This is a genomic window from Enterobacter sp. RHBSTW-00318 (assembly GCF_014101375.1).
In the GTDB taxonomy this organism is placed as follows: Bacteria; Pseudomonadota; Gammaproteobacteria; order Enterobacterales; family Enterobacteriaceae; genus Enterobacter; species Enterobacter ludwigii.
Genome location: NZ_JABXQH010000001.1, coordinates 2395972 through 2418508, shown reverse-complemented (window position 1 = coordinate 2418508; position 22537 = coordinate 2395972). Strand labels below are relative to the sequence as shown.

The window sequence follows — 22537 nt, the reverse complement described above, 5'->3', positions numbered from 1 at the left end:
TATGCGCTCCACGACTGCGTGCTGTGAAAGAGGGTGTTGCTCTCCTTTTATAAATAAGGTCTCTGATTAAAGTGTAATCACTTATCCGGCGGGGATGCGTGACCATTTCTGATGCTGTTGTTCAAAAAAACAACGCTTCCTGATGTGATTAATTTTAAATCACCCACTTAGACCAGCTTTACGCTTTGTGCGAATTATTTGTGCAATCAGCTTGAGTTTCCAGGGGCGCGCAAGTATTATGACGCGTCAATTTTTCAGCCGACCTTTAACACGTTCCTTGCCTCCCCGGGCCTCGGCTGACCCAGACAGGAGGCTGAATAATCCGTAAGGAGCAATTCGATGCGTCATTACGAAATCGTTTTTATGGTCCATCCTGACCAGAGCGAACAGGTTCCGGGCATGATCGAGCGCTACTCTGCTGCCATCACTGGTGCAGAAGGTACGATCCACCGTCTGGAAGACTGGGGCCGCCGTCAGCTGGCTTACCCGATTAACAAACTGCACAAAGCACACTACGTTCTGATGAACGTTGAAGCGCCGCAGGAAGTGATCGATGAGCTGGAAACTACCTTCCGCTTCAACGATGCCGTTATCCGCAGCATGGTTATGCGTACCAAAAACGCAGTGACCGAAGCATCTCCGATGGTTAAAGCGAAAGACGAGCGCCGTGAGCGTCGCGATGATTTCGCAAACGAAACCGCAGATGATTCTGATGCTGGGGATTCTGAAGAGTAATTTCTGATGACCAACCGTCTGGTGTTGTCCGGTACCGTGTGCAGGACCCCCCTTCGTAAGGTCAGTCCATCAGGAATTCCGCATTGCCAGTTCGTGCTTGAGCATCGTTCTGTGCAAGAGGAAGCCGGCTTTCACCGGCAGGCGTGGTGCCAAATGCCCGTTATTATTAGCGGACACGAAAACCAGGCCATTACTCACAGTTTAACGGTCGGTAGCGCAGTAATCGTTCAGGGGTTCATTTCTTGCCACAAGGCAAAGAACGGCCTGAGCAAAATGGTTCTGCATGCCGAGCAGATTGATTTGATAGATTCTGGAGACTAGCCATATGGCACGTTATTTCCGTCGTCGCAAGTTCTGCCGTTTCACCGCGGAAGGCGTTCAAGAGATCGACTATAAAGATATCGCAACGCTGAAAAACTACATCACCGAAAGCGGTAAGATTGTCCCAAGCCGTATCACCGGTACTCGTGCAAAATACCAGCGTCAGCTGGCTCGCGCTATCAAACGCGCTCGCTACCTGTCCCTGCTGCCGTACACTGATCGTCATCAGTAATCGGGCACGGTCCATTAATACGACTTTAAGAGGATAAGGTAATGCAAGTTATTCTGCTTGATAAAGTAGCAAACCTGGGCAGCCTGGGTGATCAGGTAAACGTTAAAGCGGGCTACGCTCGTAACTTCCTGGTTCCACAGGGTAAAGCTGTTCCAGCTACCAAGAAAAACGTAGAGTTTTTCGAAGCACGTCGCGCTGAACTGGAAGCCAAACTGGCTGACGTTCTGGCGGCTGCTAATGCTCGCGCTGAGTCAATCAACGCACTGGGCACTGTTACCATCGTTTCCAAAGCTGGCGACGAAGGTAAACTGTTCGGTTCCATCGGTACCCGCGATATCGCTGATGCAGTAACTGCAGCTGGCGTTAAAGTGGCTAAGAGCGAAGTTCGTCTGCCGAACGGTGTTCTGCGTACCACTGGTGAGCACGAAGTGGACTTCCAGGTTCACAGCGAAGTGTTCGCTAAACTGGTTGTTAACGTTGTAGCTGAGTAATTTTACTCTGCTCACGTCGAAGCGCCGGCCTTGTGCCGGCGTTTTGCTTTTTTAAGGGACCAGACTCGCGCTTTAGTGCTTGTAGGGTCGCTATTCCTGGCGCATTCGCTGATAATAAAATGAAACGCAATTTTATTTATGAGATTCGACATGGAAACCGCTCTGCCCACGCCCGTATTTGCCCGTCGAAAGGTGGCCTATGCCTGCGCCACGCTCTGCTGTCTGCTTTGGGGTAGCTCTTACCCGGCCATAAAAAGCGGCTATGAACTCTTCCAGATTGCCACTGATGATATTCCCTCAAAGGTCGTGTTCGCTGGTTACCGTTTTCTGTTTGCGGGTGTGCTGCTGCTTCTCTTTGCGTTAGCACAGCGCAAGCCCATCGGCAGGTTCACGCCCGGGCAGTTTGGGCAATTGACCGTCCTGGGGCTGACGCAGACTAGCATTCAGTACACCTTCTTTTATATCGGACTGGCCTACACGACAGGCGTGAACGGCTCGATCATGAACGCCACCGGCACTTTCTTCAGCGTGCTGCTGGCGCACTTCATCTACCACAACGACAAGCTCAGCTATAACAAAACGCTTGGCTGTATTTTGGGCTTTGCCGGAGTGATGCTGGTTAACTTCCACGGCGGGTTAAGCGAATTCAGCTTCGTCTGGAAGGGAGACGGGTTTGTGGTGCTGGCAGCCTTTATCCTTTCTGCCGCCACGCTTTACGGAAAACGCATCTCCCAGACCGTCGACCCGACGGTGATGACCGGCTGGCAGCTCGCTATCGGCGGCGCGGCGCTGGTGGCGGGTGGCTATCTCACGGGAGGGACGCTGGAAGTGCATAGCATGACGGCCGTCGCGGTGCTGGGGTATCTGACGTTACTCTCTTCGGTAGCGTTCGCCCTCTGGAGCGCGCTGCTGAAAGTGAACCGCGTAAGTATGATTGCCCCGTTCAACTTTGTGATCCCCGTTGCCGGGACGGTGCTGTCCGCCATTTTCCTCGGTGAAAACATTCTGGACATCAAATATGCGATTGCGCTGGTGCTGGTCTGCTCGGGGATTTGGTGGGTCAATAAGCGGAGTCACTAAGAAGGGCATTGCCGGGGGGCTGGCTCGCCTTACCCGGCCTGAACATTAACGTGCTCTGATAAAACTGCCGTCAGGCTGGCGGGTAAACAGCACCTGCTGGCCATTTCCCGTATCAATCGTGAGCCCGGTGACGACGCCGCTGGCATTCTGACGTATCTGCACCAGCTGGCCGTTCTGCAAATTACTGAGCGGCTTACCTGCGCCTTCCACCTGCGCCATGGCATACACATCGGTTGGTGGCAGATTGTGGTCGCGGAACAGCTGCGCAAGGGTTTTACCCGGCTCTACGCGATAGGAACGCCACTGCTGCTCAATGCCGGTTGGCTGCTGAGCCTGTGGCTCTGCCGGGGCCGCTGCCTGTTCCTGTGGCTGTTCATCCTGAATGGGTTCCGGTTCAACAGGCGCAACCTGTCCCGGATCGTTCGTCGGGGTGACCAGTTGCGTCTGCACAGGCTGTGTGTCCGGCTGCGGTCGCGTTTGCGACTGAATATCCAGTTGGGCATTGCGGGTCACCGTCGCGGTGTCGGCGTCATCGCCACCGGAAGGAAGCAGGAAGCCCACGATCACCATCAGCGCGCCAATGATGATCCCTCTGCGATGCAGAGGCGGCAGCGGGTCCATGATGCGAAAATTGTCCGGCGCCTGCCAGATTTTCGCCAGGGTAGGTTTCAGTTCAAATCGCCCGGGCATGGCTCTCCTCCTGCTCCGCGTCTTTTTTATCCTGTGCTCCGAAGTATAGTTTGCTAACTGCCTGAACGGCGTAGCAAACCCGACATCCGTGACATTCGTTCGGGATTAATCCTGGTTCTCTCTATTGTTTCTGTTTCGTCGCGGTTTGTCACCTTAACTTCAGACAAAGTTTTACCCATAAGGGCATGGCTGATATGCTGCCCGCTACTTTAAATGTGATGGAAGGAAAACCCATGACCACCCCGACTTTTGACACTATCGAAGCGCAGGCAAGTTACGGTATCGGCTTGCAGGTAGGACAGCAGCTGAGCGAATCCGGCCTGGAAGGTCTGTTACCCGAAGCGCTGGTGGCGGGTATCGCTGATGCGCTGGAAGGCAACAACCCGGCAGTTCCGGTTGATGTTGTGCACCGTGCGCTGCGTGAAATCCACGAACGTGCTGACGCCGTGCGTCGCGCGCGTTTCGAAGAGATGGCTGCAGAAGGCGTGAAATATCTTGAAGAGAACCGTGAGCGTGAAGGCGTGAACAGCACCGAGTCTGGCCTGCAGTTCCGCGTGATCAACCAGGGCGACGGCGCAATCCCGGCGCGTACTGACCACGTTCGTGTGCACTACACCGGTAAACTGATCGACGGTACGGTGTTCGACAGCTCTGTAGCACGTGGCGAACCGGCTGAATTCCCGGTTAACGGCGTTATCGCGGGCTGGATCGAAGCGCTGACCCTGATGCCAGTGGGTTCCAAATGGGAACTGACTATCCCGCACAACCTGGCGTACGGCGAGCGTGGCGCTGGTGCGTCCATCCCGCCATTCAGCACCCTGGTGTTTGAAGTCGAGCTGCTGGAAATTCTGTAATCAGCTTTTCTTATTTCCTCTCTCCTTCGGGGGAGAGGAATATAGTGATAAAACCTATAGTTACGACGGAATCAACATTTTATCTTGCAAACGAAACTGTTGCGTGTATTTTTGTGAGCTGTTTCGCGTTGTATGAGTGATATGACACTCACTTTAAACATATTATTAACATAATATCCAAATCATAGTATTCATCCCGCCGATTCTTACCTAATATCGATGAGTCCTTTCATGGGACCGTTATTTTTTTGACGTATTTAAAGGCCAGAAGAGCCTTAACAACACAGACAGGCATAAACAGGAAAATATCACATGGTAGATCAGGTTAAAGTCGTCGCCGACGAAGAGGCGTCGTCTGAACAGTCGCTACGGCGCAATCTCACAAACCGTCATATTCAGCTCATTGCCATCGGGGGTGCCATCGGTACCGGGCTGTTTATGGGGTCAGGTAAAACCATCAGTCTTGCCGGGCCGTCGATCATTTTCGTTTATATGATCATCGGTTTTATGCTCTTCTTCGTGATGCGTGCAATGGGTGAATTGCTGCTCTCGAACCTCGAATACAAGTCCTTTAGCGATTTCGCTTCCGACCTGCTTGGCCCCTGGGCGGGCTACTTCACCGGCTGGACCTACTGGTTCTGCTGGGTGGTGACCGGCATGGCGGATGTGGTCGCCATCACGGCCTACGCGCAGTTCTGGTTCCCGGGGTTATCGGACTGGGTGGCCTCGCTGGCGGTGATTGTTCTGCTGCTGAGCCTTAACCTCGCCACCGTTAAAATGTTCGGTGAGATGGAGTTCTGGTTTGCGATGATCAAAATCGTGGCGATTATCGCCCTGATTGTTGTCGGCCTGGTGATGGTACTGACGCACTTCCAGTCTCCAACCGGCGTTCAGGCTTCGTTCGCGCATCTGTGGAATGACGGCGGCTGGTTCCCGAAAGGCATCAGCGGCTTCTTTGCCGGTTTCCAGATTGCGGTGTTTGCCTTTGTGGGGATTGAGCTGGTCGGTACCACGGCGGCGGAAACTAAAGATCCGGAGAAATCCCTGCCGCGCGCGATTAACTCCATCCCGATTCGTATCATTATGTTCTACGTGTTCGCGCTGATTATCATCATGTCCGTGACGCCGTGGAGCTCTGTTGTACCGACCAAGAGCCCGTTCGTTGAGTTGTTTGTACTGGTTGGACTGCCTGCGGCCGCAAGCCTGATTAACTTCGTGGTGCTGACCTCCGCGGCCTCTTCGGCCAACAGTGGGGTGTTCTCTACCAGCCGTATGCTGTTTGGTCTGGCACAGGAAGGGGTTGCGCCACGCGCGTTTGCCAAACTGTCTAAGCGTGCGGTGCCGGCGAAAGGGCTGACCTTCTCCTGTATCTGCCTGCTGGGCGGTGTGGTGATGCTCTACGTGAACCCGAGTGTGATCGGTGCGTTTACCATGATCACCACGGTCTCTGCGATCCTGTTCATGTTCGTCTGGACCATCATCCTGTGTTCTTACCTGGTGTACCGCAAACAGCGTCCACACCTGCATGAAAAATCGATCTACAAAATGCCGCTGGGCAAGCTGATGTGCTGGGTGTGCATGGCGTTCTTCGTCTTCGTGCTGGTTCTGCTGACGCTTGAAGACGATACCCGTCAGGCGTTAATCGTCACGCCGCTGTGGTTCATCGCGCTGGGGCTGGGATGGTTATTTATCGGTAAGAAACGTATGGCAGGCATGCGTTAATAAAAAAGGCCACAGATGCTGTGGCCGAATGATAACCTCAGGAAGGCGCTCTCGGGCGCCTTTTTTTATTCACCTGCGAGGGCACGCGGGAACAGGACGTTGTTCTCAAGACTGATGTGTTCCATCAGATCGTCGATCATCTCGTTAATGCCGTTGTACATCGCTTTCCACGTGGTGCACGCCTCTGGTGGCGGTGTAACGTTATGGGTAGTGTGTTTAATCACTTCCAGCAGCTCGCCTGCATCATCATGTTCGCTTTCCATGACGCTGATGGGCCCCATCGCCTGGCTGCCCATACCCTGTTTGATCATCGGGAAGAGGATTTGCTCCTCTTTCATCATGTGGCTGGAAAGCTCTTCGTGAAGCAGGGTCAGGTATTTCGCCAGACCGCGTGGTACGGAAGGTTTGTCGGCGTGAACGCGCTCCACTTTTGTCGCCTGCAGGATCAGTTCAGGCAGTTGTTCACGGTGACGGTCGTGAAAACGCACGATGATATGGTCGATGATGTCGGCAAGGGCTGCAGTGCGCCAGTCTTTCTCAATAGGCTGCTCAGCCAGTTGCGCCAGCTCCGCTTCAATGAGCCCCACATCCAGCTCTTTACGCGAGGCGGCACGTGCCAGGGTTTGCTTACCGCCACAGCAGTAATCCATATCGTATTTACGAAACAGCGCGGACGCGCGCGGGATGGAGAGCGCCAGCTCGCCAAGGGGTTGGTCGCGGAAGGCCATAGCAGTTACCTCATCATCAATAATATAAAGTGCATTTTAAATGCATCTTTAAGGCGACGCTATAACCCTTTAGAGGGAAGGGAAAAAGTGAGAACCAGATCACAAAAAATAATGACTTTTAACTTGCTGAATGAATGCAGGAAATTACTTTAGAAAGTTTTTTAACGTGGGGAAACAGTAAACAACTCGCCGTGCCTGCCGATATATCCACGTCAGACAAACCTGCATATAAAAAAGGCAACGCATGTTTAAACGTATAAAAGTCATTACCCTTCTTATTTCGGTGCTGCTTGTGCTCGGCATCATGCAAGTCATTTCCGCCGGCATTTTTATCAACGCGCTGAATAACGACAAAGATAACTTCACCGTCTCGCAGCTCTCAAGCCAGAATGTCGCCGAGTTTACCGATGCATGGATCAGCCTCAACCAGGCCCGCGTGACCCTGAACCGCGGCATGCTGCGTCTGCAAAGCAGCATGGCGTCTCAGATTAACGGCGGGCAGTTGAATGAACTGGTGAACACGGCGAAGAACCTGCTGGCGGATGCACAGTCCCATTACGATAAATACTACGCGTTGCCTAATACTCCGGGTCTGGACGAGAATCTGGCTAACCGTCTGGAAGAGCAGTACCGCATTTACTCCGCCACGCTGACGCAAATGAACGTCCTGCTGGGCCAGGGCAATCTGGAAGATATGTTCAAGCAGAATGCGGAGCAGAAACAGACCGCTATGCAGAACGTGTACCGTGAATGGCGTGAAGCGCAGGCCGTCCTCACGGACAGAGGGATTAAAGACAACGAAAACGATTATAAACGTATCCTGTGGATCCTCTCTGCGGTCATGCTGCTGGTGATTGCCGTGATCGTCTCCAGCTGGATTGCAATGCGCCGCGTTCTGCTGCTGCCGCTGCAGGATGTGATCGGCCATATCCGCGCCATTGCCGCAGGGGATTTGACCCAGCCGATTCAGGCAGAGGGTAAGAATGAAATGGCTATCCTGGCGCGCAACGTTCAGGAGATGCAAACTTCGCTGGCAAACACGGTGGGCGTGGTGCGTGAAGGCGCAGACACCATTTACACCGGTGCAGGGGAAATCTCTGCGGGCAGCAACGACCTCTCTTCCCGTACCGAGCAGCAGGCTGCCTCTCTGGAAGAGACGGCTGCCAGCATGGAACAACTGACCGCCACGGTAAAACAAAACGCCGATAACGCACGTCAGGCTTCCCGTCTGGCGCTTGATGCCTCCTCAACCGCGAAGAAGGGCGGTAACGTGGTGGAGGGTGTGGTGCGCACCATGGACGACATTGCGACCAGTTCCAGCAAAATTGCGCAAATTACCAACGTAATCGACGGCATTGCCTTCCAGACCAACATCCTGGCGCTGAACGCGGCGGTGGAAGCCGCGCGTGCAGGCGAGCAGGGCCGTGGCTTTGCGGTGGTCGCAGGTGAGGTGCGTACCCTTGCCCAGCGTAGCGCTCAGGCGGCAAAAGAGATTAAAGCGCTGATCGACGATTCCGGCGAGCGCGTGAATGCCGGCTCACAGCTGGTAAACGAAGCCGGGGCGACGATGGCAGAGATCGTGAATGCGGTCACCCGCGTGACCGACATCATGGGCGAGATTGCCTCTGCCTCTGACGAGCAGAGCCGCGGTATCGATCAGGTAGGTCAGGCGGTGGCCGAGATGGATCGCGTGACCCAGCAGAACGCCTCGCTGGTAGAGGAGTCTGCGGCAGCGGCGGCCGCGCTGGAAGATCAGGCGGCACGCCTGAACGAAGCGGTGGCGGTGTTTAAAATTACCCGCAACCCGGTGGTCAACGCCGCGCCGGTGAAAAGCTACACTCCAGCGGCTAAACCTGTCGCGGCGACGTCTGAAGCGAACTGGGAAACGTTTTAACTCTCTGAAGCCGGAACGACCATCGGTTTTTCCGGCTTTGCTCTCACCGCCATCACGACCCCAACGACCAGCAATATAATCCCGCAGGCGGTTAACAGCGGCGGTACGCTCTGGCGCATCAGGAAGGTGTAAAGCAGCCCGGCCAGCGTTTCGAATACAATCAACGGCCCTAAAATCACCGTCGGCAGCTTCTGGCTGGCGATATTCCAGCACAGCGCGCCCACCCATGAGCAGAGCACCGCAATCGCCAGCATCAGCCCGACGAAGACCCACGGTCTCGGTCCGAACGGTTGAGCGAAATCCGGTTGCTGGTGGCCTAACCAGAGACAGGCCCCCACATAGCCCATAAGCGAAACCGGGAGCGTGACCAACGCCTGAGCCGTCGCCCACATCATCGGGTGTTTATCCGGGTTTTCCCGCAGCCAGCGCGCATTGCGCAGGGCATACCACGCCCAGCACACCACGGAAACGAATGCCAGCAGGATGCCAGAACCGTAACGCAACAGTGAGAAGTTCTCCAGCCCATGCTGCAGCTCGGCAATGTTGACGCAGACCAGCCCCACGGCGGTACACACCAACGCTGGTACCATTTTTGACCACGCCAGTTTCCCGTCGCGGTGGCTGTAAAGCAGGTTAGCGAAGACCGGGATCACCACGGGCAGCGTGCCGATAATCATGGTAGATACCGGTGCCCCGGTTCGCTGAATGGCGCTCGCCAGGCAAACATAATAGATAAGGTTGCCCATCATGGTCAGCGCCAGCGCGGTGAACCAGTCCTGCCGGCCGAGCTGACGCAAACGTGCACGACCGAGCCACGCCAGCGGGAGAGCAATCAGTCCCAGTGCCAGATAACGTCCGGTCGACTGCAGTATTGCCGGGTACTCCGGCACGATCAGCGGGCCGACAAAAATCAGTCCCCACATCAGACCCGCAAGCAGGGCATACAACACACCACTAATCATTTTTCCATCCACATTGGTTTATTCTGCGTTCAGTGTAGGAGGGGGAAGGGCGCGCGTATTGTATGAGGTTGCGCATCAGCGCTTAACGACCTGTTTCTGGTAGCGCACGGGGGTAATGCCATAGCGGCGGGTAAAGGCGCGAGTCAAATGGGACTGATCGGTCAGCCCGGTCGCGGCGGCGACTTCGGCGGCGGGCATGCCGTGTGTGAGAAACGCTTTGGCGCGCCACAGGCGGATAGCCATCAGCATCTGATGCGGAGTGACATGGAAATGCGCCTTGAACTGGCGCTGAAAATGGTAGGGGCTGAGTGAGACTACGTTGGCCAGCTCGTCCAGCGTCAGGGCGTGCATGTAGTTGTCGTGCATATACTCACGAACCCGTTCGAACCGGTGTGCACCTTCCCGGGTAACCGGCGCGTGGCGGGCTAACGGCTGGAAGGTCTCGATCAGATCCAGCAGCAAGCCTTTTTGCGCCAGCGGGTCGTCCGTATGCCACAGGCCATAGATAAGCCTGCCGATTTGCTGTGAGCGCAGCGGGTCATGGCGGGTTACGTCGCTAAACCACCAGTGGCGAAGGCCGGTCACCTCTTCCAGCAGATCGGGTTCAATGTAAACCATCCGGTAGCGCCAGCCGCCATCCGTCGCCGATTCCCCGGTGTGGATCTCGTCCGGGTTCATGGTCACGACGGATTTTTCCGCCGCGAGATGCTGGGTACCGCGATAGCGAAAGCGTTCGGCACCGGTTTCAATGGTGCCGATGCCGAAGGCTTCATGCGTATGAGGCTCAAAGGCGTAGTCAGAAATATGCGCGTGATAAAGCTCCAGGCCCGGCAAATGCGCCAGATGGCGAAAGCGCGCGCTGTCTCTCTCATCAATGAACTGTTCCGGTACGCCCTGCACGGTGAACCTCCTCATGAGTCATCTCTCCATTATCAGAGATGACTCGAGGGGATGCTACAAAAAATAACCATTTTGCAACATTTACAGGATGGCTTTAATGCTCTCTGAAAGCGGTGTGGTTGGACGCCCGATCAGTTTGCTCAGCGTATGGCTGTCGTCAAACAGACCGCCTTTAGACGCGCCCACATCGGAGTCCGCCAGCATCTCCGCCAGCCCGGCAGGCAGGCCAACGCCCTTCAGCGCCGCGGCAAAATCCGCCTCGCTCATGTTCTGATACGCCACGTTTTTGCCGCTCTGTTTGCTGAGTTCGGCCGCCAGTTCGCTCAGCGTCCAGGCGTGGTCGCCGGCCAGCTCGTATACGTTGCCTGCATGGCCGTCCCCGGAGATGACTTTTGCCGCGGCAGCCGCGTAATCCGCACGGGTGGCAGAGGCGATTTTGCCTTCACCGGCCGCGCCAATAAATACGCCGTGCTCCAGCGCGGGCGGTGCGCTCGCCAGATAGTTTTCAGTGTACCAGCCGTTACGCAGCAGGGCGTAAGGGATGCCGGACTCCGCCAATGCCTTCTCCGTCGCGACGTGTTCAACGTGCAGGCCCAGCGGCGATTTATCCGCATGCAGCAGGCTGGTATAGGCGATGAATTTCACGCCAGCGGCTTTGGCAGCATTAATGACGTTCTGATGTTGGGTGGCGCGCTGACCCACTTCGCTGGAGGAGATCAGCAGCAGCTTATCTACGCCCTTAAGCGCGGAGGTCATTGTGCTTTCGTCAGCGTAATCCCCCTGACGAACGGTAATTCCCTGCTGGCGCAGGGCTTCAGCTTTTGCCGGATTGCGGACAATCGCCACAATCTGGTTTGCCGGTACGGTGTTTAACAGCTGTTCGATAACGAGCTGGCCAAGCTGGCCGGTTGCGCCGGTAATTGCGATCATGATGAATCCTCTTCGTGTTTGTCTGGTGTTGTGGCACACTAGCACCATAGCTAACTTTTAGTAAGTACGTACATAAAGGTAAGTATGAAAACAACGATACCGACACTCAGCGAACAAATGCGCGATGGCAACCTCTTCGCGGAACAGTGTCCTTCCAGAGAGGTTCTCAAACATGTCACCAGCCGCTGGGGCGTGCTGATTCTGGTGGCCCTGCGGCAGGGAACCCACCGTTTCAGCGACCTGCGCCGAAAAATGGGAGGCGTCAGCGAAAAGATGCTGGCCCAGTCGCTACAGGCGCTGGAACAGGACGGGTTTGTTAATCGCGTCTCGTATCCGGTTGTACCACCGCACGTTGAGTATAGCCTGACGCCGTTAGGGACAGAGGTGAGTGAGAAAGTGGCCGCGCTGGCGGACTGGATAGAAGTGCATACGCCGCAGGTGATGGCGAACCGGGAAGAACGCGCGGCGTAAAGGCAGGCCGGGTAAGGCGAAGCCGCTACCCGGCACACACCGCGTTACTTGCTTAAATCCACCTGATAAATGGCGAAGCCAATATCATCCGTTGCAACTTTCTTCATCGGATAGTGGGCTTTATCGTTAATAAACGCCGCCGCTTTATCGGACGGTGAGGTTTCAAAACGGATGTCCAGCGGCGTGTCGCTGTGAATGGGGGCCAGGCGCCAGTTGTTGTCCACTGCCGGATGAATGCCCCCCGCTTTTTTGGACTCCGCGCTGATCCACGCCGCCAGCACCGAGCGGTTCTCGTCCGGTGAGGCAAAGGCAATATGGCTATCTCCCGTGCCGGCAAACTTGCCGCCGTAGGCGCGGTAGTTATTGGTTACCACCAGGAAGGTGGCATTCGGGTCGATGGCTTTGCCCTTAAAGGTCAGGTTTTTGATGCGCTCGGCCTGCGGGTTAATGACCTGGCATTCGCCGTCATATTTTGCAGGCTGGGTAACATCAATCTGATACTCCACGCCGTCAATCACGTCAAAGTTATAGGTCCGGAAGCCATCCCAGTTAATCAGCGACTGCGGCTTGCTGCTGTGCGGATCAATCTGGTTAAACTGCCCGGCGGAGCACTCCAGCCACGCTTTCACCTCCTTGCCCGTCGCTTTGACCACCACCAGGGTGTTCGGATAGAGATAGAGATCGGCGGCGTTACGGAAGGTCAGCTGGCCCTTTTCGACTTCAACGTAGCTTGCCGGGTCATTCTTACGCCCGCCCACTTTGAACGGTGCTGCGGCCGACAGCACCGGCAGTTTTGCCAGGTCCGGGTCGCCCTGAATAACGTGTTCGACATAGGCTTTTTGCGCCATGTTAACCACCTGGACAGTCGGGTCATCCTGCACCAGCGCCAGGTAGCTGTACATGTTATCCGCCGATTTACCGATCGGCTTGCTGACGAAGTCGCGGGTGGCGTCGTGGTCATGCTTCAGCACGTCGACCAGTTTTTTATCTTCGGCGGCGAGTGATTTTTTAGCCGCAGCGTCGTAAATCGGGCGCGCCTCTGCTTTTGACTGAGTGACCTTCCAGTCGCCGCCGTCGTTATTGAGGACCAGATCCACCACACCAAGGTGGTCGCCCCACATGCCCGGCATCACCGATGGCACGCCATTGAGCGTCCCTTTCTCGATGTCTGCACCCTTAATGTTGGCAAAGTCCTTACCCGGGAAGACCGCGTGGGCGTGGCCGAACAGGATCGCATCGACGCCCGGGACTTCACTCAGATAATAAACGGAGTTTTCCGCCATGGCCTGATACGGATCGGCGGAGAGTCCCGAGTGCGCAACCACCACCACCAGATCTGCGCCTTTTTCGCGCATTTCCGGCACGTATTTGCGCGCAGTTTCGGTAATATCGTTAACGGTCACTTTACCGTCGAGGTTGGCTTTATCCCAGGTCATGATTTGCGGCGGCACAAAGCCGATATAGCCGATTTTAAGCGTCTGTTTTTTACCGTCCTGATCGACAACCTCGGTCTCTTTAATCAGATAGGGGGTAAAGAGCGGCTTCTGCGTCTTAACGTCGATGATATTGGCGTTAACGTACGGGAATTTCGCGCCAGCCAGCGCATCGTGCAGGTACTTCAGGCCGTAGTTAAATTCGTGGTTGCCCAGGTTGCCGACGGTATAGTCCAGGGTGTTCATCGCTTTATACACCGGGTGGATCTCGCCTTTCTTCAGCCCCTTCGCGGCCATGTAGTCCCCGAGCGGGCTACCCTGAATGAGATCGCCGTTGTCGACCAGCACGCTGTTTTTAACTTCATTGCGGGCGGCAGCGATCAAACTTGCCGTGCGTACCAGTCCGAATTTTTCCGTCGGGGTATCTTTGTAGTAATCGAAGTCCATCATGTTGCTGTGCAGGTCGGTAGTTTCCAGAATTCGCAGGTCTACCGTCGCCGCCTGTACGCTCACTGCAATCAGCGTCGCCAGGAGCGTTGCGCTAAACTTAATCATCAGAGGAGTCCTTTTTTCGATCCAGGCCACAAAAGAATATGTATCTATAGCGTGTTGCTTACATAAATGTGAATCCTGACAGAAAAAAGCGCCATGAAACCAGAATTGCTTCACAGATAGCGGAATTGTTCCCATTACGATATAACTAAAACAAAGAGTTAACCCCACTGCGTTAACAAAGAGGTGGAGAATGTTAGATAAGATTTGTCAGCTCGCACGGGATGCGGGAGATGCCATCATGCAGGTGTATGACGGTGCAAAACCGATGGAGGTCGTCAGCAAGGCAGATGACTCTCCGGTCACCGCGGCGGATATCGCGGCTCACAAGGTGATCCTGCAAGGACTGCAGGCCTTAACGCCGGATATCCCGGTCCTGTCAGAAGAAGCGCCGCAGAGCTGGGACGAGCGTCAGCACTGGCAGCGTTACTGGCTGGTGGACCCCCTCGACGGCACCAAAGAGTTTATCAAGCGTAACGGTGAGTTCACCGTCAACATCGCGCTGATTGAAAAAGGCAAAGCGGTGCTTGGGGTGGTATACGCGCCGGTGATGAAGGTCATGTACAGCGCTGCAGACGGTAAGGCGTGGAAGGAAGAGTGCGGCGTGCGTAAGCAGATTCAGGTGCGCGATGCGCGTCCACCGCTGGTGGTGATCAGCCGGTCGCACAGCGACAGCGAACTGCAGGAATATCTGCAACAGCTGGGTGAACACCAGACGACCTCGATTGGTTCATCACTGAAATTCTGTCTGGTGGCGGAAGGCCATGCCCAGCTCTACCCTCGCTTTGGGCCAACGAACGTCTGGGATACCGCGGCAGGGCATGCGGTCGCCACGGCAGCCGGGGCACATGTTCATGACTGGCAGGGTAAGCCGCTGGACTACACCCCGCGCGAATCCTTCCTTAACCCCGGCTTCCGCGTCTCTATTTATTGAGCCAGCAGTTTGTGCAGCAGGGCGACAACCTGCTGCACCTCTTCCTGGGTTAGTGCCCCGTCTTTCACCCACTGCACGCGGCCGTCTTTATCCAGCACGATGATTGCGGAACTCTCTTCCTCCAGCTGCCACGCCTTACGCGTCACGCCGTTGCTGTCGACAATAAACTGCGACCACGGATAGAGTTTTTTATTGCTCTCAAGGCTTGAACGCACAAACATTCCGGAGCCAGGAATGGCATCGTCAGTGTTAACGATCGTGGTGGTCTGGTAGCGGTCGTGTGGGAATTTTGCGGCCTTGATCGCTTCCACCAGGTTGGCATTTTTCTCTTTTGCGGATGTACGACCGGCAATATGTTGTACAACTCTCACTTTGCCTGCGAGCTGCGCGCTATTCCACGCTTTGTAGCTAAACTTATCATTGTCGAGAATCAATTCTCCCCGGTCAGCAATGCCGACTGGTGGTACTCGTTGTCCTTTTTCAATCGCGTGAGCGCTAGCCCACAGGGGCAGAAGCAGGCAGGCTGCTGCAAGGATAGTTCGTAGGGTCATGGTGTTTCCTTATTGTTTGCAGGTGATCCGACCACTTGGTCATACGATTTTAATCATAAGTGCGATCAATGTGGTTTTCCCGCAATCCCGATGCCAGTTTGCGGGTGAACGCACATATCCATGAAAAAACGACGGCTTATACTGCCCTGAGTGAAGCTTTGCAAAGATTATTCTGAATAATTGTAATCAAACGGTAAATAAACTTATGCATACTGGGTAACACCGTAGTTCTGGTCTATAGTCTTTGGGCAACAAAATTTGCGCTCAGGACAGTCGGGCCGATTGTGGCACCGCAAGAGCGTATGATTCGCAGGAGATACAAGAATGAAAATTTTCCAACGCTACAACCCGCTTCAGGTGGCGAAGTACGTGAAGATCCTGTTCCGTGGACGGTTGTATATCAAGGATGTTGGCGCTTTTGAGTTTGATAAGGGCAAGATCCTTATCCCAAAAGTGAAGGACAAGCAGCACCTGTCTGTGATGTCTGAAGTCAACCGTCAGGTTATGCGTCTGCAAACTGAGATGGCTTAACCAACGTGCTATGCAGTAGTAAAAAACGCAGTTGATAAAAAAACGGCTCCCGATGGGAGCCGTTGATGTTTATGGGCCTTACGCCGACACTTTCTCTTCTGCGTCAGGCATCCGTGGCACCAGCACGGTCGGTTTATTATCGATACGCGTCACCAGCAGCTGGTCGATGCGGTAGTTATCAATATCCACCACTTCAAACTTGTAGCCAGAGAATTTCACCGAGTCGGTACGTTTCGGGATTTTTCGCAGCATAAACATCATAAAGCCGCCAATGGTCTCGTAATTACCTGACTGCGGGAACTCGTCGATATCCAGCACGCGCATGACATCGTCAATCGGCGTACCGCCGTCGATAAGCCATGAGTTCTCATCACGCTGAACAATCTGCTCTTCCAGCCCCTGGCCAACCAGGTCGCCCATCAGCGTGGTCATCACATCATTGAGGGTGATGATGCCCACCACCAGAGCGTATTCGTTCATGATAACGGCAAAATCTTCACCGGCCGTTTTGAAACTTTCCAGCGCTTCAGAGAGGGTGAGGGTATCCGGAACAATCAGGGTATTGCGGATCTGAACGCCGCTGTTGAGCGCCAGGCTCTGGTTGGCCAGCACGCGGTTCAGCAGGTCTTTCGAGTCCACATAACCGATGATGTGGTCGATATCTTCATTACAGACCAGGAACTTGGAGTGCGGGTGCTCGGCCACCTTTTGCTTCAGGCTCTGCTCGTCTTCGTGCAGGTCGAACCAAATCACGTTTTCACGTCCGGTCATGGATGACGGTACGGTGCGGGATTCCAGCTCAAACACGTTCTCAATCAACTCGTGCTCCTGCTTGCGCAGCACGCCCGCCAGGGCACCCGCTTCGAAGACCGCATAGATATCATCAGAGGTGATATCGTCTTTTCGCACCATCGGAATTTTAAACAGGCGGAAAATGCTGTTGGCCAGGCCGTTGAAGAACCACACCAGCGGACGGAACAGGAACAGGCAGAAGCGCATCGGGTTGATGATGCGCAAAGCCACAGCTTCTGGCGCAATCATACCGATGCGTTTCGGGGTCAGATCAGCGAAGAGGATGAACAGGCCAGTCACCAGCGAGAAGGAGAGAATAAAACTCAGTTGCTCGGAGAGTTCAGGTGAAAAGTAGCGTGCGAAGAGGCCATGAAACACTGGTGAAAATGCCGCATCCCCCACGATACCGCCCAGGATGGCGACCGCGTTCAGGCCAATCTGCACCACGGTGAAAAACATTCCCGGGTTTTCCTGCATTTTGAGTATGCGTGATGCGTTAACGTTGCCTTCGTCAGCAAGCAGTTTCAGTTTGATTTTACGGGAGGCGGCCAGCGAGATCTCGGATATCGAGAAAAATGCACTGACGGCAATGAGACAAAGTATCACTAAAATACTGTTTAACATAGTTTATCCGGCTTCAGCCAGATCCTCGGAAGGGAAGTTAATTACATTTGTGTGAAGACACATAGAACGTCAGCTCGTAGCGTTGAGCTGATTATTTCAGCGGGTAGTATAGCGTAAAGGCGTGTAAATCTGCCAGAGGTCACATTTTGGCATAAAACCGGCCGGACAGCGAAGCGCTGTCCGGTACGTACGGCTATTTTACTGCGGATAAACTGGCGTTTCCTGCCGCCCGGCGCGTGGCATCCCCTCCCCACACCTGGTCATACTCATAGCCGGTGAGCTGTTTGATCACCACGCGGGTGTTGGCGTCGCAGTCGCGATAATCTCCGCCCAGCTTGCGGCGCGCAATCTCCTTCAGCAGCAGCTTGTGCGTCTCGCGGGTCAGTTTAAATTTATAGGTCGTGAAGAAGCTCACGGCCAGAAGGGCCGCCGTCGCGAAAATCAGCAGGCCGATAATGGCCCCCAGCGCGCTTTCAGGCTGTGCGCCGCTGCCCTTCACAAACCCTGACTCCTGCAGCACCAGACCGATGATCATGATGGCAATCGCCACGGTGCTTTTGCGGGTCAATACCATCACCCCGGCAAAAATCCCTTCGCGGCGCTGCTGCGTCACAATCTCATCGATATCAGGGATGAAACTGTAGATATTCCACGGGATGTAATAAAGACCAGAGCGGGCGGCACCGAGCAGGATAAAGACCCCCGAGAACAGCAGCGTTGGCACCTGCGTTTTGGTGAGGTAGACCGTAAACAGTAATACCAGCACGGCGAAGATACAGCCATAAGAGAGGCGCAGCGCGGCGGACGGCGTGATATTCAGCCGGTTCAAAAGCAGCATAAATCCGTACGTGCCTGGTACCGAGGCAAAGGCGGCAATGCTCAGCCAGCCCGACACTGCCGCCGCATCCTGGCTCAGACAATAAACGACATAATAGGTAAAGACCGAGCCGAAGACGTCCATCGCAGTAAACGAGAAGATATAAATAATGATATGCAGGCGGAATGCGCGGATGCGAAAGGACGAAAAGAGGTCCAGTACCAGATATTTCAGATGATTGGCTACCCCGCTGCTGCGCTGGTTATCTATCTTAAAATCGGACTCCTGATGCACATCTTTCGCTTCCCATGTGGTGTACCACGTAATAAACACCGCAAGGCAAAAAACGCAGGAAAATATCAGGCCGGTGAGCGTATAGGTAAACGGATTGTCTTTCCCGGTGAACTGCATAATGACGCCGGGGACGGAAACGGCAAGGAACCCCCCAAGCTGAGAGCAGATCATGCGCACCCCTGAAAGTCGGCTGCGCTCTTCATAGCGGTTCGTCATTTCTGCGGCCAGCGTCTCCCATGGCACCAGCACCATCGCCGACAGCAGTTCAATCGAGAGATAGGTTCCCAGGTAATACCAGTACCCCATATCCGTCAGCCACAACAGGGCATACAAAAACATTAACGGGGAACTCAGTAATAAAAAGAAACGGCGACGGCCAAATTTACGGCCGAGCCAGGTACCCGCAAAATTATCAGTGATATAACCCATGATCGGGCTTAACAGTGCATCAATGACGCGGGCGATAGCAAATATAGAGCCCGCTTCAATAACAGACAGCCCGCAATAGGTCGTGTAAAAAAATAACAGCCAGGTGCCGATAATGGCGAAAGCGCCTCCGCCAAACAGATCGGTTATGCCGTAGCCAAGCGCCACGCCATAACCAACTCTACGTTCAGTTGGTTTGACCATAATAATATCCAGTGTAGGGTAATGATTAACCCGTTTTACGGGGCGTATTTTTATTAACGTCTGGAATTCAAATTACGTTCTGGTTGTTGATATTTATCCATTGTCTTGTTTGAGATGACCGATAAATAGCCTCCACAAGGGTGAGTGATTTGCCGGCGGTACGGATATCGATATAGTCTCTGTTGTCCGGATGATGAACGGCAGTATAAAACCGGCGGATCGCCTGCTGATGACCCAGCCCCCAGTAGCTTTTTACCGCGCCGTCGGGGGAATCATCGCTTGCCAGTTTTAATCGCTCACCCGGCGTGACGCGCCAGAGAGTGTTGTCATTCAGCAGCAGCGAGCCGCGTTCACAGTGGATCTCCAGCAGGAGAGGGGCGTCCGTGGTGTGGCAATTGCTGGCATAAAACAGGCCGCGGGCGCCGTTGGCGAAGTGTAGCGTGGCCATTGCGTTGTCTTCGCCTTCGGTCACGTCTGCCAGCTCACCGCTATCCACCACGCCTTTCACTCGCGTCACGCCTTCACCGAACCACTGCATCAGGTCGAGCGTATGGATTGCCTGGTTGATCAGCAGACTCCCGCCTTCTGTCGCCAGCCGGCCGCGCCAGGGGCTTTGCGTGTAGTAAGCGCCCGCGCGTGACCATGTGAGTACTGCCCTGATGCTGAGCATTTTCCCCAGCTGTCCATGGCCTAACTCCTGCCGAATACGCTGGCTGGTGGGGTTGAGCCGGTTCTGATAGCACACGCCGAGCAGGCTCTGAGCCCGATCGGCGGCACGGGTGATATCAATGAGTTCACGGGTGTTCATGCCCACCGGTTTTTCGCAAAAAACATGCTTCCCGGCGGCGAGTGCCGCCAGAATCATCTCTTTATGCTCGAAATGGGGCGTACAGATGTGTACCACGTCGATGGCATCATCCAGCAGCATTTCCCGGTAATCCTGATAAAAACGGCATTGATAGTCTTTCGCCAGCGCCAGTCCTTTAACGCTGTCGATGTCGACCAGCGCACGCAGCGCGACGTTGGGTATCTGGCGCAGGGCATTGACATGGCAGCCATGAATCGCCCCGCCGCCGATGATAGCGGTATTCAGGATAGTCATCTCCGGCTCCCCTTAACCCGCCGCGTTGGCGAGCATTTGAGCCTTCACGCAGAGCTCCGCAGCCTTGAAGGCGTGCGCCTGCGTCATGGCATTTTCAGTCCGATGGAGACAGTCGAGGATCAGTTCGCCAAAGAACGGGAATCCGACCTGGCCTGCTACCGGATAACGGAACTCCCCCTCTTTATTGACGAGATAAACCACATCCTGCTCGCCGCGGGTTAAATCGACGTATTTGCGGATTTCGATGTAACCCTCGGTGCCGAGCAGCGTCAGTCGCCCGTCACCCCATGTGGACAGCCCATCCGGGGTAAACCAGTCGCAGCGGAAGTAGCCGCTGGCGCCGTTTTCGCCTTTGAGCATTGCGTCGCCAAAATCTTCAAAGGCGGGGTACTGCGGGTGTTTAACGTTCCGGACCTGGCTTGCCATCACGGTGGCATCGCGGTTGCCGGTGTAAAAAAGGAACTGCTCAATCTGATGGCTGCCGATGTCACACAGGATGCCGCCGAAGTATCGCCGATCGTAAAACCAGTCCGGCCTTCCTTCGCCTTCACGGTGTGGGCCTGTCCCCAGCGTTTGTACCACGTCGCCGATGGCACCTTGCTTTACCAGTTGACTGGCAAAGACAGCACTCTCAACATGCAGACGTTCGCTGTAGTAAACCGCGTATTTCTTACCCGTTTTTTCAACCATCGCTTTGGCATCTGCCAGCTGTTCAAGGGTGGTGAGCGGCGCTTTGTCGGTAAAGTAATCCTTCCCCGCTGCCATCGATTTCAGCCCCAGCGCACAGCGTTCAGAGGGGATGGCGGCGCCTGCCACCAGACGCACCTCGTTATCGGCGAGGATCGCCTCCAGCGAATCCGCCACTCTGGCCTGCGGATACTGCTGGATAAATTTATCCACTCTGGACGGATCGGGATCGTAAACCCATTTCAGCGTGGCGCCGGCCTCAATCAGCCCGTTACACATTCCATAAATATGCCCGTGGTCGAGCGCGGTAGCGGAAAAGACAAATTCACCTTCCCGGACAACAGGCTGAGGTTTGCCGACTGGCGCGTAGTTCATTCCGTCATGTTTATTCATCTTCAGATTCCTCGATCCAGATCTTTACCCAGGGGGATGGCGCCCACTTCGCTGAAGTTGGCCACGCTTGCGGATTTCTCATGAAAACGGGGGGCGAGGGTGTTAATCCCGCCGGTACGGTAAAACGGATCGTCACGTGGAATGGGGAGCGAGACCACGGTGCGGGTGATGGCAGATTTATAAATTGCGGTAATCAACTCCAGCGAGCGTTTTCCCTGTAATCCATCCACCAGCGGAGCCGTGCCGCGTTCAATACTCAGCAGCAGGTCGTTAATCTGCCCGGTATGCAGCGTCCACGCGAGTGCCGCTGTCTGCGCAAAAACAGCGTTGAGCTGTGCTTCCCGCTGCTGGTCGTGAGTTTCCTGAGGAAAACCGTTATCGGCACTCACGCTGGCACAGGCTTGCCAGGGGGCAGAGATGCGTGCGCGCTCGCCCTGGATGACGATCTTCTGATCTTCGCCGTGATGCACCACCGAGGCGGTAAGCTGCGTGAGTGCGCCGCTGGGATATTTGAATATTGCGGTGCTGAGGTCTTCCACTTCGGCATTGTCATGCGCCACGTTGGTCATCATCGCCACTACCTCGGATGGAACCCCGAGCATCCACTGAATAGCGTCGATATGGTGAACCGCGTGATTGAGCGTGCAGCCGCCCCCCTCTTTTTCCCAGGTGCCACGCCACCATAGATCGTAATAGCAGTGGCCGCGCCACCAGAACGAATCCACCTGCGCATGGCAGATTTTGCCCGCGAGGCCGGAATCCAGCGCTGCTTTTAAGCGCCAGAAGGCATCGGTAAAGCGATTTTGCGCAATGATGGAGAGCGTTTTGCCGCTGGCCTGCTGAGCCGCAATCATCGCGTCGCACTCCTCAAGCGAGGCGGCCATCGGCTTTTCACACAGCACATGGCACCCGGCCTCCAGTGCATCAATGCTTATTTGTGCGTGGACATACGGCGGGGTGCAGACATCGACGATATCGACGTCTGGTTCGGATGCCAGCATCTGCTGATGGCTCTCATACACGCGGGCCTGCGTCAGGCCATAGCGCGTTTTTTTCTCGTGCGCTTTTTCCGGGTAGATATCCACCAGCGCGACAATCCGGCAGCGCTGACCAAACTGCAAATAACCCTGAATATGGTTATGTGAGATATTGCCTGTACCTACAATGGCGATATTTAGCATCGTGTC

Annotated in this window: 23 protein-coding genes; 11 read left to right on the top strand and 12 right to left on the bottom strand. The window is 54.9% G+C overall.

Annotation, left to right across the window (positions count from 1 at the left end; genetic code table 11):
• Positions 1-339: 339 nt before the first annotated feature.
• From rpsF to HV157_RS12055, 5 genes are all read left to right on the top strand, one after another.
• Entirely contained in the window at positions 340-735 is a 396-nt protein-coding gene (rpsF, locus tag HV157_RS12075) for a 30S ribosomal protein S6 (protein ID WP_014068637.1), read from the top strand.
• A 6-nt stretch (positions 736-741) separates the two neighbouring features.
• On the top strand, positions 742-1056 hold the full coding sequence (gene priB, locus HV157_RS12070) for a primosomal replication protein N (RefSeq protein WP_003856035.1): 315 nt from the start codon (positions 742-744) through the stop codon (positions 1054-1056).
• Positions 1057-1060: 4 nt separating this feature from the next.
• The gene (rpsR, locus tag HV157_RS12065; protein ID WP_000135199.1) at positions 1061-1288 is read left to right on the top strand and encodes a 30S ribosomal protein S18; all 228 of its coding nucleotides are present in this window, start codon (positions 1061-1063) and stop codon (positions 1286-1288) included.
• Positions 1289-1329: 41 nt separating this feature from the next.
• Positions 1330-1779 carry a 50S ribosomal protein L9 gene (gene rplI / locus HV157_RS12060; RefSeq protein WP_014168334.1) on the top strand — a complete coding sequence of 150 codons (450 nt, stop codon included), beginning with the start codon at positions 1330-1332 and terminating at the stop codon, positions 1777-1779.
• Positions 1780-1929: 150 nt separating this feature from the next.
• Positions 1930-2859 carry a DMT family transporter gene (locus tag HV157_RS12055; RefSeq protein ID WP_025205818.1) on the top strand — a complete coding sequence of 310 codons (930 nt, stop codon included), beginning with the start codon at positions 1930-1932 and terminating at the stop codon, positions 2857-2859.
• A gap of 45 nt (positions 2860-2904) precedes the next feature.
• Here the strand turns inward: HV157_RS12055 and HV157_RS12050 are convergent, their stop codons facing one another.
• On the bottom strand, positions 2905-3549 hold the full coding sequence (locus HV157_RS12050; protein ID WP_032679427.1) for an OapA family protein: 645 nt from the start codon (positions 3547-3549) through the stop codon (positions 2905-2907).
• Between the two features lie 233 nt (positions 3550-3782).
• On the opposite strand from HV157_RS12050, the gene fklB reads away from it, so the two are divergent.
• A complete protein-coding gene (gene fklB, locus HV157_RS12045) occupies positions 3783-4403 on the top strand; it encodes an FKBP-type peptidyl-prolyl cis-trans isomerase (RefSeq protein WP_025205816.1) in 621 nt (206 codons plus the stop codon).
• A gap of 312 nt (positions 4404-4715) precedes the next feature.
• Positions 4716-6125, top strand: coding sequence for a D-serine/D-alanine/glycine transporter (gene cycA / locus HV157_RS12040; protein WP_014168338.1), 1410 nt, complete (start codon positions 4716-4718; stop codon positions 6123-6125).
• 65 nt (positions 6126-6190) lie between these two features.
• On the opposite strand, the gene ytfE is transcribed toward cycA, so the two are convergent.
• On the bottom strand, positions 6191-6853 hold the full coding sequence (gene ytfE / locus HV157_RS12035; protein WP_014168339.1) for an iron-sulfur cluster repair protein YtfE: 663 nt from the start codon (positions 6851-6853) through the stop codon (positions 6191-6193).
• 244 nt (positions 6854-7097) lie between these two features.
• Here ytfE and HV157_RS12030 point away from each other — a divergent pair, with 244 nt between their 5' ends.
• Entirely contained in the window at positions 7098-8747 is a 1650-nt protein-coding gene (locus tag HV157_RS12030) for a methyl-accepting chemotaxis protein (RefSeq protein ID WP_014168340.1), read from the top strand.
• On the opposite strand, the gene HV157_RS12025 is transcribed toward HV157_RS12030, so the two are convergent.
• The 3 genes from HV157_RS12025 to HV157_RS12015 form a co-directional block, all read right to left on the bottom strand.
• The gene (locus tag HV157_RS12025) at positions 8744-9709 is read right to left on the bottom strand and encodes a DMT family transporter (RefSeq protein ID WP_032679428.1); all 966 of its coding nucleotides are present in this window, start codon (positions 9707-9709) and stop codon (positions 8744-8746) included. The genes HV157_RS12030 and HV157_RS12025 overlap by 4 nt on opposite strands.
• Before the next feature lie 75 nt (positions 9710-9784).
• Positions 9785-10609, bottom strand: a complete 825-nt coding sequence (locus tag HV157_RS12020; protein WP_025205813.1) for an AraC family transcriptional regulator — start codon at positions 10607-10609, stop codon at positions 9785-9787.
• A gap of 81 nt (positions 10610-10690) precedes the next feature.
• Positions 10691-11539 (bottom strand): SDR family oxidoreductase, encoded by an 849-nt coding sequence (locus HV157_RS12015; protein WP_148576592.1) that lies wholly within the window; start codon positions 11537-11539, stop codon positions 10691-10693.
• Positions 11540-11623: 84 nt separating this feature from the next.
• Between HV157_RS12015 and HV157_RS12010 the strand changes: the two genes are divergently transcribed.
• Complete coding sequence (locus tag HV157_RS12010) at positions 11624-12010, top strand: helix-turn-helix domain-containing protein (protein WP_014168344.1); 387 nt, start codon at positions 11624-11626, stop codon at positions 12008-12010.
• Positions 12011-12054: 44 nt separating this feature from the next.
• Here the strand turns inward: HV157_RS12010 and HV157_RS12005 are convergent, their stop codons facing one another.
• Positions 12055-13998 (bottom strand): bifunctional 2',3'-cyclic-nucleotide 2'-phosphodiesterase/3'-nucleotidase, encoded by a 1944-nt coding sequence (locus HV157_RS12005; RefSeq protein WP_020882925.1) that lies wholly within the window; start codon positions 13996-13998, stop codon positions 12055-12057.
• Between the two features lie 190 nt (positions 13999-14188).
• On the opposite strand from HV157_RS12005, the gene cysQ reads away from it, so the two are divergent.
• Positions 14189-14929 carry a 3'(2'),5'-bisphosphate nucleotidase CysQ gene (gene cysQ / locus HV157_RS12000; RefSeq protein WP_014168346.1) on the top strand — a complete coding sequence of 247 codons (741 nt, stop codon included), beginning with the start codon at positions 14189-14191 and terminating at the stop codon, positions 14927-14929.
• Here cysQ and HV157_RS11995 read toward each other — a convergent pair.
• A complete protein-coding gene (locus HV157_RS11995) occupies positions 14923-15480 on the bottom strand; it encodes a YtfJ family protein (protein WP_014168347.1) in 558 nt (185 codons plus the stop codon). The genes cysQ and HV157_RS11995 overlap by 7 nt on opposite strands.
• Before the next feature lie 324 nt (positions 15481-15804).
• Here HV157_RS11995 and HV157_RS11990 point away from each other — a divergent pair, with 324 nt between their 5' ends.
• Entirely contained in the window at positions 15805-16011 is a 207-nt protein-coding gene (locus HV157_RS11990; RefSeq protein ID WP_003856054.1) for a DUF1107 domain-containing protein, read from the top strand.
• Between the two features lie 78 nt (positions 16012-16089).
• Here HV157_RS11990 and HV157_RS11985 read toward each other — a convergent pair whose 3' ends face one another.
• From HV157_RS11985 to HV157_RS11965, 5 genes are all read right to left on the bottom strand, one after another.
• A complete protein-coding gene (locus HV157_RS11985; protein ID WP_014168349.1) occupies positions 16090-17427 on the bottom strand; it encodes a hemolysin family protein in 1338 nt (445 codons plus the stop codon).
• Between the two features lie 193 nt (positions 17428-17620).
• A complete protein-coding gene (locus HV157_RS11980) occupies positions 17621-19168 on the bottom strand; it encodes an MFS transporter (RefSeq protein WP_182268141.1) in 1548 nt (515 codons plus the stop codon).
• A gap of 67 nt (positions 19169-19235) precedes the next feature.
• On the bottom strand, positions 19236-20270 hold the full coding sequence (locus tag HV157_RS11975) for a Gfo/Idh/MocA family oxidoreductase (RefSeq protein ID WP_181216267.1): 1035 nt from the start codon (positions 20268-20270) through the stop codon (positions 19236-19238).
• A gap of 12 nt (positions 20271-20282) precedes the next feature.
• Positions 20283-21350, bottom strand: coding sequence for a Gfo/Idh/MocA family oxidoreductase (locus HV157_RS11970; RefSeq protein WP_182268142.1), 1068 nt, complete (start codon positions 21348-21350; stop codon positions 20283-20285).
• 2 nt (positions 21351-21352) lie between these two features.
• Entirely contained in the window at positions 21353-22531 is a 1179-nt protein-coding gene (locus HV157_RS11965) for a Gfo/Idh/MocA family oxidoreductase (RefSeq protein WP_063934282.1), read from the bottom strand.
• Positions 22532-22537 lie beyond the last annotated feature (6 nt).